At 71.5% G+C, this 13,677-nt stretch carries 12 protein-coding genes; 8 read left to right on the forward strand and 4 right to left on the reverse strand.

The window, feature by feature from the left end; all coding sequences use genetic code 11:
• Positions 1 to 41: 41 nt before the first annotated feature.
• Positions 42 to 1,826, reverse strand: coding sequence for a hydrogenase maturation protein (locus OG963_RS08785; protein ID WP_371798729.1), 1,785 nt, complete (start codon positions 1,824 to 1,826; stop codon positions 42 to 44).
• 222 nt (positions 1,827 to 2,048) lie between these two features.
• Entirely contained in the window at positions 2,049 to 2,573 is a 525-nt protein-coding gene (locus tag OG963_RS08790) for a DoxX family protein (RefSeq protein ID WP_030923751.1), read from the reverse strand.
• Between the two features lie 206 nt (positions 2,574 to 2,779).
• Between OG963_RS08790 and OG963_RS08795 the strand changes: the two genes are divergently transcribed.
• Both OG963_RS08795 and OG963_RS08800 read left to right on the forward strand, forming a co-directional pair.
• Positions 2,780 to 4,801 carry an NADPH-dependent 2,4-dienoyl-CoA reductase gene (locus OG963_RS08795; protein WP_093770039.1) on the forward strand — a complete coding sequence of 674 codons (2,022 nt, stop codon included), beginning with the start codon at positions 2,780 to 2,782 and terminating at the stop codon, positions 4,799 to 4,801.
• Positions 4,802 to 4,864: 63 nt separating this feature from the next.
• Positions 4,865 to 5,425 (forward strand): PadR family transcriptional regulator, encoded by a 561-nt coding sequence (locus OG963_RS08800; protein ID WP_093770038.1) that lies wholly within the window; start codon positions 4,865 to 4,867, stop codon positions 5,423 to 5,425.
• Between the two features lie 114 nt (positions 5,426 to 5,539).
• On the opposite strand, the gene OG963_RS08805 is transcribed toward OG963_RS08800, so the two are convergent.
• Both OG963_RS08805 and OG963_RS08810 read right to left on the reverse strand, forming a co-directional pair.
• A complete protein-coding gene (locus OG963_RS08805; protein WP_371798730.1) occupies positions 5,540 to 6,502 on the reverse strand; it encodes a hypothetical protein in 963 nt (320 codons plus the stop codon).
• On the reverse strand, positions 6,499 to 7,371 hold the full coding sequence (locus tag OG963_RS08810) for a phosphatase PAP2 family protein (protein WP_093770037.1): 873 nt from the start codon (positions 7,369 to 7,371) through the stop codon (positions 6,499 to 6,501). The genes OG963_RS08805 and OG963_RS08810 overlap by 4 nt, the downstream gene beginning before the upstream one ends.
• Before the next feature lie 166 nt (positions 7,372 to 7,537).
• On the opposite strand from OG963_RS08810, the gene OG963_RS08815 reads away from it, so the two are divergent.
• The 6 genes from OG963_RS08815 to OG963_RS08840 all read left to right on the forward strand — a co-directional run bounded on the left by OG963_RS08815 (position 7,538) and on the right by OG963_RS08840 (position 13,407).
• On the forward strand, positions 7,538 to 8,167 hold the full coding sequence (locus tag OG963_RS08815) for a TetR/AcrR family transcriptional regulator (protein WP_093770036.1): 630 nt from the start codon (positions 7,538 to 7,540) through the stop codon (positions 8,165 to 8,167).
• 238 nt (positions 8,168 to 8,405) lie between these two features.
• Positions 8,406 to 9,221 (forward strand): SDR family oxidoreductase, encoded by an 816-nt coding sequence (locus OG963_RS08820; RefSeq protein ID WP_093929243.1) that lies wholly within the window; start codon positions 8,406 to 8,408, stop codon positions 9,219 to 9,221.
• Positions 9,222 to 9,276: 55 nt separating this feature from the next.
• The gene (locus OG963_RS08825) at positions 9,277 to 10,290 is read left to right on the forward strand and encodes an SPFH domain-containing protein (protein ID WP_093770034.1); all 1,014 of its coding nucleotides are present in this window, start codon (positions 9,277 to 9,279) and stop codon (positions 10,288 to 10,290) included.
• Entirely contained in the window at positions 10,287 to 11,186 is a 900-nt protein-coding gene (locus tag OG963_RS08830; protein WP_093770033.1) for an NAD(+)/NADH kinase, read from the forward strand. Before OG963_RS08825 ends, OG963_RS08830 begins: the two co-directional genes overlap by 4 nt.
• A gap of 392 nt (positions 11,187 to 11,578) precedes the next feature.
• On the forward strand, positions 11,579 to 12,118 hold the full coding sequence (locus OG963_RS08835) for a transcriptional regulator (protein WP_093770032.1): 540 nt from the start codon (positions 11,579 to 11,581) through the stop codon (positions 12,116 to 12,118).
• Positions 12,115 to 13,407, forward strand: a complete 1,293-nt coding sequence (locus OG963_RS08840; RefSeq protein WP_093770031.1) for an MFS transporter — start codon at positions 12,115 to 12,117, stop codon at positions 13,405 to 13,407. The genes OG963_RS08835 and OG963_RS08840 overlap by 4 nt, the downstream gene beginning before the upstream one ends.
• Positions 13,408 to 13,677: the final 270 nt, after the last annotated feature.

Consider the following 13,677-nt stretch of genomic DNA (forward strand, 5'->3'; position numbering starts at 1 on the left):
AGCTCTGCGCTGAAAGCCCGCTTTTCGGCCTTCATGTCCAGCTAACCGTCAGTCGGTCCGGGTACATCGGTGAGCGCCGCCGTTGTGGTGACGGCCCGGTCCCGGGTGGCGGACGGAGATGCCCTGCGCCTTCCGGGCACGCCGACGGCGAAGTGGGACGGAGTCCGGGTCGGGGGTTCCTTGCGTACGAAGGCACGGCGCAGGCGGTGGTAAGGCGCGTCCGGGTCGAAGAAGATGGACCGCATCGCGGCCAGTTCCTCCTGCCGGTAGGCGGCCAGCGGCTTGAGCGCCTCCTGGCGCTCGAGCGCCGTCTTCTTCCGGGCGATCCGTGCCTGACCGGCGGTCGACGAGGCCAGCCGGACGGCCAGCCGGACGGTCTCGACCGGGAAGTCCTGGGGCCGGCAGGCGATCGTCCGGTCCACCAGGCCGAGCCGCTCGGCGGCTTCGGCGCCGAGCGGCAGCGCTTCGCGGGACACCCGCTCGGCCGTCTCGGGCCCCACCCTGCTCGGCAGGGTGCGGGTCCAGTACTCCGAGCCGGGCAGTCCCATCAGCCGGTAGTGCGGGTTGAGCACCGAGCCCCTGCGGCACCAGACCTCGTCGGCGGCCAGCGCGAGCATCGCTCCGCCGGCGGCGGCGTTGCCGCCCACGGCGGCGACCACCAGTCGGTCGGTGGTGGTCAGCACGGCCTCCACCAGGTCGTTCATGGCGTTGATGTTGGCCCAGGACTCCTCGGCGGGGTCGGCCGCCGCCTCGATGACGTTCAGGTGGATGCCGTTGGAGAAGAAGTCCCGGCCGCCGCCCAGCACCAGGACCGAGGTGGGCCGGGAGCAGGCGGTCCGGTAGGCATCCAGGAGACGCGTGCACTGATCGGTGCTCATCGCCCCGCCCGGGAACGAGAACGTGAGATGTCCGACGGCGCCGGTCTCCTCGTAGCGGATGTCGGCCCAGGTTCCGCGGCGCCCGGATGCCTCCGGCGGGACCGGGTCCACAGGCAGCGGCGGCAGCCGGTCGCCGAGTGCCAGAACGGCCGGGAGTCTGAACGGGGCAGGCTGTCCCGGCTGCCGCCTGGCGCGCAGCTCCGGGATCCACACGGCGCCGTCGACGGTCGCCCGGCAGACCCCGCCGGCCCGCGTGGCCAGCAGCTCTCCGGGGCGGCCACGCAGCCGGTCCTCGGGGTGCCCCCCGTGCAGGAACCACTCGCCGCCGAGCAGTTCGTCCAGCACGCCGGGCTGCGAGTCGGCCGCCCGCAGCTTTCGCAGCACGGTCGCGGTGGAGTCGGACCGCCAGTCGATCCGTCGGAGCTCCTGACGGAAATACGGCCGCGTGCCTTCGGTGGCACGTGCGCCGCCCTGGGGCCGAGGGGTGTACATCCCCGAGGCGAACCGGTCGACGGCCCGCAGCACCGCCGTCAGCGCCGCGTCGGAGACCTCGTTGCGGTACAGGTCGCTCTTGCCCACCGGCGGTACGGAGAATTCCACCGACGCCCAGACGTCTCCGGCGTCCATCTCCTCGTCGGCCTGCAGAACCGTTACGCCCCAACGAGTGGCGCCCTCATGGATCGCCCAGTCGAGCGAGGACGGTCCGCGGTCGCCGACGGGTCCGGGATGGACGACGAGGCAGGTGTGCGCCGACCACACGTCGCGCGGAATGGCGGTCCTGAGCATCGGAGCCACGATCAGGTCCGGCGCGAATCCTCGGACCGCGTCCCGCAGATGGCCGTCGGAGAGCGCGAGTCCGACCGCCACGGTGTGGCCCCGGTCCCGCAGCTCCGCGTGGACGCGCTGAGTAAGGCTGTTGAACGCACTAGCGACGAGCAGGATGTGCACGGCGGACTCCCAGCGGCTCTGAGGTTCTGCGGCTCTGCGACTCCCGGCCGGAGCGGGTCCGGCCGCCTGCAAGCCTCGGACACACCCGACGGGCTCCGTCATCACCGGGCGGCGGAGTCACTCGAAAGGGGGAATGTCCTGCGGCCACCCGACGGCCGAACAGGCAGCCGTCGGGGCGACGGTGCGCAAGGGCGGCCAGGGCGGTCCTCACACACCGTCGGCTCAGTTCTCGGCCGCGTTCCTCCGCAGCCCCCGGGACCGCTTCCCGACGACGGCCACGACCCCGGCCGCACTGGCCGCGAAGGCGAGGGCGACGATCCACGGCCGGTCGAGGAGGTGATAGCTCGCATGGTCGAGCGAGTACCGGCCGGGGCCGGTCAGGCCGATCGCGGCGGCGGTGAAGCCGAGGAAGCCCGGGTACTCGTACCCACCGCCCTGCGCGAAGAAGCCCGCGGGCGCGTGGACGGCGACGGCGGCCGACATGGCGCCCGCCGCGGCCGCTCCGGCGGCGGGGGTGGCGAGTCCGAGGGCCAGCAGGGCGCCGCCGCCCACCTCACCGATTCCGGCGGCGACGGCGCTGTGCCTGGGCGGATGGAAGCCCATGGCCTGCATGCCCGCGGTGGTTCCCTCGATGCCCCCGCCGCCGAACCAGCCGAACAGCTTCTGACTGCCGTGCGCGGCCAGGACCGCGCCGGTGCCGACGCGCAGGACGAGCAGACCGAGGTCACGCCGGTTGAGGCAGGCCATGGGGGTCTCCGTGAGGGTTCGGGTGTGAGCCGGGTTACGCGTCCACTCTCCGCGCCGCGACGGGTGGACGTGCCCCGGTGCTACTCCGTCCGGGGGCCGCCGTCCGGTGGTGGGCAAATGCGACGCAGGTCATTGTGCAACTTGTTGCACAATGACGATTCGGTGGTCTACAACTGGCGCAACGACATTGTGTGAGGAGCCGCCGGATGACCCCGTACCCGAATCTGCTGAGCCCGCTCGACCTCGGGTTCACCACCCTTCCCAACCGGGTGCTGATGGGATCGATGCATGTCGGCCTGGAGGAGGCGGAGCACGGCTTCGAACGGATGGCGGCGTTCTACGCGGCCCGCGCCCGTGGCGGTGTGGGCCTCATGGTCACCGGTGGCATCGCGCCGAACGACCGCGCCCGCCCGTATCCCGGCGGTGCCAAACTGACCACCGAGGCCGAGGCCGAGCAGCATGCTCAGATCACCGCAGCGGTGCACGCGGCGGGCGGCCGGATCGCCATGCAGATCCTGCACTTCGGCCGGTACGCGCACCATCCGGACCTGGTGGCGCCGAGTGCGATCCAGGCCCCGATCAGCCCGTTCACCCCGCACGCCCTCACCGACGACGAGGTCGAGGAGACCGTCGAGGACTTCGTGCGGACCGCGGAGCTGGCGCGACGGGCGGGCTACGACGGTGTCGAGATCATGGGCTCCGAGGGCTATTTGATCAACGAGTTCATCGCCGCCGGGACCAATCACCGCACCGACCGCTGGGGCGGTTCGTACGAGAATCGCATCCGGTTCCCGGTGGAGATCGTGCGCCGGGTCCGCGAGCGGGTCGGCAGCGACTTCATCCTGATCTACCGGCTCTCGATGCTGGACCTGGTACCCGGCGGCTCCTCGCTGGAGGAGGTCGTGCAGCTCGCCCGGGCCATCGAGGCGGCCGGGGCCACGATCATCAACACCGGGATCGGCTGGCACGAGGCCCGCATCCCCACCATCGCGACATCGGTGCCGCGCGGTGCCTACACGTGGGTCACCGAGAAGGTACGCGGGTCGGTCTCCGTACCGCTGGTGACCAGCAACCGGATCAACACCCCCGAGGTCGCCGAGGAGATTCTCGCCTCGGGCCGTGCGGACATGGTGTCGATGGCCCGGCCGTTTCTCGCCGACCCGGACTTCGTGGCCAAGGCGGCCGCGGGCCGCGCCGACGCGATCAACACCTGTATCGGCTGCAACCAGGCGTGCCTGGACCACACGTTCAGCGGGAAGATCACGTCCTGTCTGGTCAATCCGCGCGCCTGCCATGAGACCGAGGCCGAGCTCACCCTGTCGCCGACCCGGACCCGTAAGCGCGTCGCGGTCGTCGGCGCCGGGCCCGCGGGTCTCGCGTGCGCCGTCTCGGCGTCCGAGCGCGGCCACGCGGTGACGCTCTTCGACGCGGCAGACGAGATCGGCGGCCAGCTCGATGTGGCGCGCCGGATCCCGGGCAAGGAGGAGTTCGACGAGACGCTGCGCTACTTCCGCACCCGGCTCGCGGAGCAGCAGGTCGAGCTCCGGCTCGGGACGAAGGCCACGCCCGGCACCCTCGACGGCTTCGACGAGATCGTGCTCGCCACCGGTGTCACGCCCCGCTCCCCCGCGATCGAGGGCCTCGACCACCCCAGCGTGCTCAGCTACCTGGACGTCCTGCGGGACGGGGCGCCGGTGGGTGAGCGGGTCGCGATCATCGGTGCGGGCGGGATCGGATTCGACGTCGCCGAGTTCCTGACGGACGGCGGCGACGCGGCGAGCCTCGACCCGGAGGTGTTCTTCCGGCAGTGGGGGGTCGACACCGGGTACCGGGAGCGCGGCGGTCTGCGCCTCCCCGAGCGCCCCAAGCCGCCGCGCACCGTCCACCTGCTGCAGCGCAAGGCGAGCAAGGTCGGCGCGGGGCTCGGGAAGACGACCGGGTGGATCCACCGCACGGAGCTGCGGCACCGCGGCGTGACGATGATCGCGGGCGCCGCGTACGACCGCATCGACGACGACGGCCTGCACCTGACGGTCGACGGCGAACAGCACCTCCTGCCGGTCGACACGGTGGTGCTCTGCGCCGGACAGGAACCACGGCGGGACCTGTACGAGGAGTTGCTCGCCGCAGGCCGTACGGCGCATCTGATCGGTGGCGCCGACGTGGCCGCCGAGCTGGACGCCAAGCGGGCGATCCGCCAGGGCACGGAGCTCGCCGCCGCGCTGTGACGACGGGCCGCTTCGCCCGGGGCCCACGACTCCGGGCGCGGCGCCGTCCTTAGGATGCGTCCCATGTCACTCCCGCACGCGATCCTCACCGCCCTGCTCGAGAAGCCGTCGTCGGGACTGGAGCTGACCCGCAGGTTCGACCGGTCGATCGGCTACTTCTGGTCGTCCACGCACCAGCAGATCTATCGCGAACTCGGGAAGCTGGAGGAGGCCGGACAGATCCGGGCCCTGCCGTCGGCCCAGCCGGCCCGTGGCCGGAAGAAGGAGTACGAGGTACTGCCCGCCGGCCGCGAGGCGCTGGCCGCCTGGGTGGCGCTCCAGGAGGACCCGAAGCAGATCCGCGATCCGCTGCTGCTGCGGATGCGAGCGGCGGCAGTGGTCGGCGCACCGGGCCTCACCGCGGAGCTGCGCCGCCACCTGGTGTTGCACGAGAAGCAGCTCGCCGAGTACCTGGCGATCGAGAAGCGGGACTTCCCACCCGGTCGGGACTCCGAGGAGGACCGGCTGCGGCATCTGGTGCTGCGCGGCGGAATCGATCTGGAGAACTTCTGGATCGGCTGGCTGACCCGCGCTCTGGCACAGGACTCCGGTCACGTCACTCCGGCGAGCCCGTCCGGCCCATGAGGGCCGCCCGGTGGAGGTCTGATCAGGCAGTCGCCGAGGACGGTCGAGGAAGGCTGCCGATGAAGGCGGGGCGGGCCGATCCTGCCCGGCTCGCCCCGCCTCGTCCCACCCGCCTCACAGCCCGCCGACCCGCGTACCTCTCGGTTCCGGGCTGATGACCAGCCGGTCGTCCCTCGTCCGGGGGCTGCCGATCACGACCCGGGACTGCGCGCTCGGCGCCGGTTCCGTCCTGGCCCGGTCCGCCAACGACATCGTCTCGCCCTGGGCACGGCTGAGCAGGACGACGCCGCGTATCGCCGCGGCCGAACCCAGCAGCGCCGGGATCAGGGCGATCGTCCCGCCCTGGAGGCGTTCGCCGAGCAGGGCCAGGCCGATGACCGCGGCGGCGATCGGGTTGGCGAGCGTGACCACGGCGAGCGGTGCGCCGAGACCGCCCTGGTACGCCGTCTGGGCGAGGAGCAGGCCGCCCATCGCGAAGGCCGAGACGAGCAGTGCCACCGTCACCAGGCGCCAGCTGAACAGCGGGCCCGTGTGGTCCGTGACCGCCACCGTCAGGGTCTGGGTGAGCGCCGAGGCCACGCCGGACGTGATACCGGACGCCGCCGCGTGCCGCAGCCCGGGGCGGGTCCCGCGGCGACTGAGTCCGGCGACGACCGCCATGGTCGCCGCACCGACCGCCAGCGCCTCGCCCAGGCTCAGCGTCTCGTGCGGGGCCGTGCCGCCCGCCGTCAGGAGCAGCGCGCCCAGGCCGAGCAGGGTGAGGATCGTGCCGTGCCATTCGGTGCCGGTGACCCGGCGTCCGGCGGCGCGTGCGCCCAGCGGAACGGCGGCGACCAGGGTGAGCGCGCCTAGCGGCTGGACGAGGGTGAGCGGGCCGTACTTCAGTGCCGCGACATGCAACAGCGCTCCACCGGCGTTCAGTGCCACCGCCGACCACCAGGCCGCGCGCCCGAGCATCCGGAACACTCCCGCGCCCGGCTCGCTGCGCCCCGCGAGCCGGGCCTGCGCCACGGCGGCCGAGGCATACGCGACGGCGGAGACCAGGGACAGCGCGACGGCTGTCAGCGTGGCGTTCATGGTCGGCCTCCGGACGGCGCGGCGTACACCTCGGAGATGGCGGCCGGATCGGGGATACGGGACACCGGCAGCCCGGTCCGGGCGACGGTGGACTCGGCCGCACCGGCGGCGGACGGCCACCGGGTGTGCACGCGGACCGGCACGGTCCGCTCCAGCCGCAGCGCCGCGAACGCGACGGCGAGCAGCGCGCTCACCACGATCGAGTCGAGCCAGTAGTGATTGGCGGTGCCGACTATCACCAGCAGTGTGACCAGCGGGTGCAGCAACCACAGCCACCGCCACCGCGAACGCGTGGCGACGATCAGTCCGACCGCGACCATCAGCGCCCAGCCGAAGTGCAGCGAGGGCATCGCGGCGAACTGGTTCGCCATCGAGTCGGTGGCCGGGGTGTCTCCGTACACCGTCGGCCCGTACACCTGGCCCGTGTCGACGAGGCCGGCGGCGGCCAGCATCCGCGGCGGGGCGAGCGGGAACAGCAGATGCAGGGCGAGCGCGGCCCCGGTCAGCGCCGCGAGGATCCGGCGCGACCAGACGTAGTGGAGGGGCCGGCGCCAGTAGAGCCAGGCCAGGAAGAAGAGCGTGGCCGGGAAGTGCACGATCGCGTAGTAGGTGTTCGCGAGGTGGATCAGCGTCTCGCTGTGCAGCAGCACGCCCTGTACGGCACCCTCGCCCGGCAGATGCACCGCCCGTTCGAGGTCCCAGACATGTCCGGCGTTTCGGTACGCCTCCTCGACGTGACCACTCGCGGCCTGGCGGCCGAGCTTGTAGATCGCGAAGAGTCCTACGACGAGAAGGAGCTCGCGGACGAGGGGCGGTCGGGCAGAAGTGTCCGGCTCCCGATCTGCGGGCTCACTACGGGCGGCGTACATCACCCGGTGCCCCTTTGCTGACGAAGCGGTATTACGGCGGCATGGTCCAGTCCATGACGCATCGATACGCCAGTGTACCGATACGCGAACGTATCGGTACAGCGGCGTTTCGGTACACTGGCGTATCGATGGACCTCGTCGCACAGTCGCAGAGAGGGAACAGCACATGTCGTCGCACGATTCCGTGCAGGAACCGGCTCACACGCCGCGCCGCTCGAAGATCACGCCGGAGCGGGCGCAAGAGTTCTATACGGCCGTGCTCGAACTGCTCCGGGAGAGCGGCTACGAGTCCCTCACCATGGAAGGGGTCGCGTCCCGCACCCGGTGCGGGAAGTCCACTCTCTACCGGCAGTGGGGCTCCAAGCCCGAGCTGGTCGTCGCAGCACTGCACAGCACCCGGCAGATGCTGCTGTCTCACATCGACACGGGCACGCTCGCCGGCGATCTGCGCGAGGCGGCGCGGGCCATCGGCGCGCGCTCCGGGAGTGACACGCCTCTGATGCATGCGCTGAGCCATGCCGCGCTGCAGAGCCCGGAGCTGCTCTGCGCACTGCGCGAAGCGCTGATCCTGCCGGAGTTGGCGGCGATCGACGCCATGGTCCGGCGCGGCATGGAGCGCGGCGAGATCACCGCGGACAACGCGGGCGCGGAGTTCGTCTCGGCGCAGCTGCTGGGCGTGATGCGCGCCAGGCCGCTGCTGGAGGCGAAGATCGCGGATGAGGCATATCTCACCCGTTTCGTGGAGAGCGCGGTCTTCCCGTCGCTCGGACTGGATCCGGCAACGACCGGGTCCTGATGAACGTGGGCCGTCGTCCGAGCGGATGACGAGGGCCCGCCCGCGCCGCACCGTGGGGACGGGGGCGGCGCACCGTCCGGTCGGCCGGTGACTTCTTCGGGAGTCACCGGCCGCCCGCGTTTCGCGTGTCCGTCTCTCCCGACAGCCGTCCGGTCCCGGCCGTCACATATCAAACAAACGATTGGTAGATTGCTGGGGCGACGATCGTCACGCACTTCGGCAACAGCAGGGGTGGACCATGGGCATCGGCAATCCCATCGACTTCACGGGGCGAGCGGTCATCGTCACCGGCGGCACCAAGGGCATCGGCGCCGCGATCGCGGCGATGTTCCTCGCCGCGGGCGCAGAGGTCATGGTCTGTGGGCGCAACGAGCCGTCGGCACCGCCCGAGGCGGGCGGACGGACGGCTCACTTCCGGTCGGTCGACGTCCGGGACCCGGCCGCGGCCGCCGGTCTCGTCGACGCCGCCGTGGAGCGGTTCGGACGGTTGGACGTGCTGGTCAACAATGCGGGCGGCTCCCCCGACGCCGATGCGGCGACCGTGTCGCCGCGGTTCGTCGAGAAGGTCGTCGCGCTCAATCTGCTGGCCCCGTTCTATGTGGCGCAGGCGGCGAACCGGATCATGCAGGCCCAGCAGGACGGCGGCTCGGTCGTCAACATCGGCAGCGTCTCCGCCCACACCCCGCAGCCGGGCACCGCCGCCTACACGGCGGCGAAGGCCGGACTGCTGGCGCTGACCCGGGCACTGGCCCTGGAGTGGGCACCGAAGGTGCGCGTCAACCACATCACGACCGGACTGATCCGCACCGAGAGTGCGGTGCCGGTGTACGGCGACGACGGCGGTGCGGCGGTCGCCGGCGTCATCCCGATGGGGCGGATGGCCGTGCCGGACGATGTCGCGCACGCCTGCCTCTACCTGACGGGCGACCTCGCTCCGTACATCAACGGCGCCGATCTGGCGGTGCACGGGGGTGGCGAGGTGCCGGCCAGGTTCCTCGTCGCGAAGGACGGCCGACGTCGAGACGCGCACCATGAACCATTCTCGTCCTCTTGACGATATCAACCCACCCCCATTATCGTCTTCATGACGAGAACGAGGGGGATCCGACATGGCCGACATCACCAAGCGGTTCGGCTGGCGCCATCTGCGCTCCGCACCCACCGCCCACATCCGCCACCACAAGCGTGGCCGACTGGCGCACGACGGGCCGGGGCTGAGCTTCTGGTACCGGTCACTGAGCGCCGCACTCTCCGAAGTTCCGGTCAACGACCGGGAGTTGGCGATGGCATTCCACGCCCGTACGTCCGACTTCCAGGACGTCACCGTCCAGGCCACCGTGACGTACCGGATCAGCGACCCGGCCGAGGCCGCCGCCCGGCTCGACTTCTCCGTCGACCCGGACACCGGGGTCTGGCGCGGTGCGCCGCTGGAGCAGATCGCCACACTCCTCACCGAAACGGCCCAGCAGCACACCCTGGACGTGCTGGCACGTACCCCCCTGGCCGGGGCCCTGGTCGACGGAGTCGCGTCGGTACGGAGCCGGGTCGCCGAGGGACTTGCCGCCGAGCCCCGGCTGCCCGCCACCGGCATCGACGTGGTCGCCGTACGAATCGTCGCGATCCGCCCCGAGGCCGAGGTGGAGCGTGCCCTGCGCACCCCGGCCCGGGAGCAGATCCAGCAGGAGGCCGACCGGGCCACGTACGAACGCCGGGCCGTGGCGGTCGAGCGCGAGCGGACCATCGCCGAGAACGAGCTCGCCAGCCAGATCGAACTCGCCCGCCGCGAGGAACAGTTGGTCGAGCAGCGAGGCACCAACACCCGCCGCGAGGCGGAGGAGAGCGCGGCGGCCGACGGGGTGCGCGCCGAGGCCGAAGCGGCGCGCAAGGTGCGCCTGGCCCACGCCGAGGCAGCAGCCGCCCGCGAGGTCGGCGCGGCCCGCGCCGAGTCGCAGGCGGCCTGGCTGCGGGTGCACGCGGAGGTGGACACCGGGACGTTGCACGCCCTCGCCACCACCCGTTTCGCCGAGAACCTGCCGCGCATCGACAGCGTCACCCTCTCCCCCGATGTCCTCACCGGTCTGCTCACCCGGCTCGGCCGGCCCGACCCGGAGGCGCGCGCGTGAGCCTCGCGCCGCGCGCGGTGCTCGTGCACCGGACGACCGAGTACGAGGAGCTGCTCGCCCGCCACGGCACGCACGGCCAGGCGGAGTTCTTCCTGTCCTCCCGCGGCCGGTCCATCGAGGAGGTGGCGCTGCGGCACGGACGGACCCGGCAGGCGCTCGCCGATGTGGCGGCAGCCGTACCCCTGCAGTGGCGCCAGTCCCGGGTGGAACGCGCGGATCTCGACCGCTTCCTCTTCGGGCCCGAGGACGTGGTGGTCGTCGTCGGGCAGGACGGACTGGTCGCCAACGTCGCCAAATACCTGACCGGCCAGCCCGTGGTGGGCATCGACACCGACCCCGGGCGCAACCCGGGTGTGCTGGTGCGCCACCGTCCCTGCGACGCGGCCGCCCTGTTCCGGGCGGCCGCGTCCCCCGGCGGCACGACGGACGATCTCACCATGGTCGAGGCCGTCGCCGACGACACCCAGCGCCTCCTGGCACTCAACGAGATCTATCTGGGCCCGCCAGGCCACCAGACCGCCCGGTACCGGCTCGGCCCCGACGCCGACGGCTCCCCCGCCGAACCGCAGGCGTCCTCCGGTGTCCTGGTCGGCACCGGCACCGGCTCCACCGGCTGGTTGCGTTCGCTGTGGCAGGAGCGCGGGAGCACCCTGGCGCTGCCCGGCCCGACCGATCCCCGGCTGGTCTGGTTCGTACGCGAGGCCTGGCCGTCGCCCACGACCGGCACCTCGCTGGTGGCGGGCGAACTCAGGCATGACCAGCGGCTGCGTCTCACGGTCGAGTCCGACCGGGTGGTGGTCTTCGGTGACGGAATGGAGGGCGATGCACTGGAACTGACATGGGGTCAGACGGTGCGACTCGGCATCTCGGCGACATCGCTGCGGCTGACCGTATGAGCAGCCGTCATGGGTCGGGCAGGCAGGGCATGCCGGAGCCCGGCCGCATCCCGGTCAATGCCTCGATCGAGCGACTTCCCGCCGCACGGGTGAATCGAACACCCGATCACGGCCGCTCGCCCAGCCGCACTCCGGAACGCGCCTCCAACTCGAACACCAGGCCGATGAATCGCTCTCGCTTCTCCGCGCCGGCCTCCTGATCAGCCGCGCTCTCCGATCGCTTGCCCCGATCGCAGCGACTTCAGGAGGAGCGATGAATTGCGTACGCACCCTTCAGTGCGTCATCTCATGTTCGATGCGCTTCCGGTTCATCCCCTGCCTGCCGGAACCGGATTGACGTCGCATCAGAAAATCCCTTGCCTAATGGTCAAGAATCGTTGACCATTGGATGCATGCCTACCGATGAGCTTCCCGAGACGTTCCACGTCACCACGGACGAGCAGTTACGAGCCGTCTCCAATCTCACCCGTCACCGGATCATGGCCGTACTCCGCTTCGAGCCCGCGACGATTACGCAGATCGCCCAGCAAGTGGGTCTGGCGAAGGGGAGTTCCAGCTACCACGTACGGCTGCTCGAACGGGCCGGCCTGGTGAAAGTGGTGCGGACGCGCAAGGTGCGGGGTGTCACCGAGCGGTACTACGCGATGGCCGCGCGGGCGATCGTGCTCCCGGATCCGGGCGAGGGAGGGCCGGATGTGCTGATGCGGCATGCGGTGGCGGACCTGGAGGCCGCGCCGGTGGACAGTGCGCGGCACGTACAGATGGCGCATCTGCGGCTCACCGAGAAGCAGTTCGCGGAGCTGGGGGCGCGGCTGGAGTCACTGGCGGACGAGTACCGGGAACTGTCCGATCCGTCGCTGCCGGACGCGTCACTCGTCTTCGCACTGTTCCACCCGGTACCGCACGAGCAGGCAGAAGGGGACGCCAAGTGACCTCAGACGTTCGGAAGTTGCCGACCGGGTTCGGACGACTGTGGACCGCGCAGACGGTGTCCTCGCTCGGTGACGGGGTGACGCATGCCGCGCTGCCGCTGCTCGCGCTGACGTTGACGCGGGATCCGATGGCGCTCGCCGTCGTCACGGCCGCCGGAACTCTGCCGTGGCTGCTCTTCGGGGTGGTCGGCGGCGCACTGGTCGACCGCTGGGACCGCCGGCGCACGATGTGGGTCACGGACGCGGCGAGGGCGGTGCTGCTCGCGATACCGGCGGCAGCGGCCGCGCTCGACGTGCTGAGCATTCCACTGCTCGCGGCCGTCGCCTTCCTGCTCGGCCTCGGCGGACTCTTCTTCGACACGGCCGCCACGGCCTATCTGCCGGATCTGCTCGGCCGGAACCCTGCACTGCTGGAACGCGCCAACTCACGCCTGCGCGGCACCCAGACCGCCGCGTCCGGCTTCGCCGGGCCGCCCGCGGGCAGTGCCCTGCTCGCCCTCGGGCGGGCGGTCCCGCTGCTCGCGGACGCGGTGTCGTTCGCGCTCTCCGCACTGCTCGTACGGTCACTGCCCGCCGCGCCCCCGCCCAAGGAGACCCGCGCGTCGCTGCTCCAGCAGGCGCGAGCCGGGGCCTCGTACGTCTTCCGGGATCGGTTGCTGCTCGGACTCGCGCTCCGTCCGGCGGTCGGGAACGTCGCCTTCCTCGCCGTGGAGACCGTACTCGCCCTCTTCGCGCACGACCGTCTCGGCATCGCCACCATCGGCTTCGGCCTGCTTCTCACGGCGGAGGCCACCGGCGGCCTGTTCGGTGCGGGCATCGCTTCCTTCCTCGGTCGACGACTCGGCACCGGCACCGCGCTGACCTGCACGGCCGCAGTCGAAGGGCTTGCCATCCTGGGGCTTGCCGCCGCCCCGAATCCGTACGTGGCCGGGCTCGCGCTCGCCGTCTGCGGGGCGGGCATGGGCGCCACGATGGTGCTCGGGCCCTCCCTCCGGCAGGCGATCGTCCCGGCCCATCTGATGGGCCGGGTCGCCTCCACCTCCCGCATGCTCGCCATGTGCGCCGCCCCGTTCGGCGCCTTCCTCGGCGGTTGGCTGGCCAACACGTACGACGTGCGCACACCGCTCTACACCGCCGCCGGCCTCCTGCTCGCCATGACCGCCGTCACGGCGACCATGACCAGCAACCGCCGGGTAGAGGCGGCGCTGCACGACGCGGCCTCGACCCGCGGTCCAGGTCACCCGGAATCCGACGATCCGGCTCAGGAGGGCGCACCCGAATTGTTGTGACCCTCGCGGAAGGTGTCACGAGAGTTTCGGGATGGGGGGCGACCAGCGGGTCGTCGTCAATGCCGCGGCGCCACCGCTCCGGCCACTGCCGGGAGGCCGCGAGGGAGAAGCACAGCGGGAGCGGGGGAGGTCCCCACAGCCTCGGAAGACGTTTGAAGAACTTCGGCATCCGGCCCCGCACGGCGCGCAACGCCTTCCTGATGGACATCCCCTCCCAGTTGCCCGCCGCGCTCTTCTCTTCAGCCGGCTGCTGATGACGACGCCGCGGAT

This window comes from Streptomyces sp. NBC_01707 (genome assembly GCF_041438805.1).
Taxonomy (GTDB): Bacteria; Actinomycetota; Actinomycetes; order Streptomycetales; family Streptomycetaceae; genus Streptomyces.

What these genes read in the sequence shown, in the direction of transcription:
- OG963_RS08790 (WP_030923751.1), bottom strand. Translation starts at nt 2,573, where the DNA reads ATGGCCTGCCTCAACCGGCGTGACCTCGGTCTGCTCGTCCTGCGCGTC.
- OG963_RS08795 (WP_093770039.1), top strand. Translation starts at nt 2,780, where the DNA reads ATGACCCCGTACCCGAATCTGCTGAGCCCGCTCGACCTCGGGTTCACC.
- OG963_RS08800 (WP_093770038.1), top strand. Translation starts at nt 4,865, where the DNA reads ATGTCACTCCCGCACGCGATCCTCACCGCCCTGCTCGAGAAGCCGTCG.
- OG963_RS08805 (WP_371798730.1), bottom strand. Translation starts at nt 6,502, where the DNA reads ATGAACGCCACGCTGACAGCCGTCGCGCTGTCCCTGGTCTCCGCCGTC.
- OG963_RS08810 (WP_093770037.1), bottom strand. Translation starts at nt 7,371, where the DNA reads ATGTACGCCGCCCGTAGTGAGCCCGCAGATCGGGAGCCGGACACTTCT.
- OG963_RS08815 (WP_093770036.1), top strand. Translation starts at nt 7,538, where the DNA reads ATGTCGTCGCACGATTCCGTGCAGGAACCGGCTCACACGCCGCGCCGC.
- OG963_RS08820 (WP_093929243.1), top strand. Translation starts at nt 8,406, where the DNA reads ATGGGCATCGGCAATCCCATCGACTTCACGGGGCGAGCGGTCATCGTC.
- OG963_RS08825 (WP_093770034.1), top strand. Translation starts at nt 9,277, where the DNA reads ATGGCCGACATCACCAAGCGGTTCGGCTGGCGCCATCTGCGCTCCGCA.
- OG963_RS08835 (WP_093770032.1), top strand. Translation starts at nt 11,579, where the DNA reads ATGCCTACCGATGAGCTTCCCGAGACGTTCCACGTCACCACGGACGAG.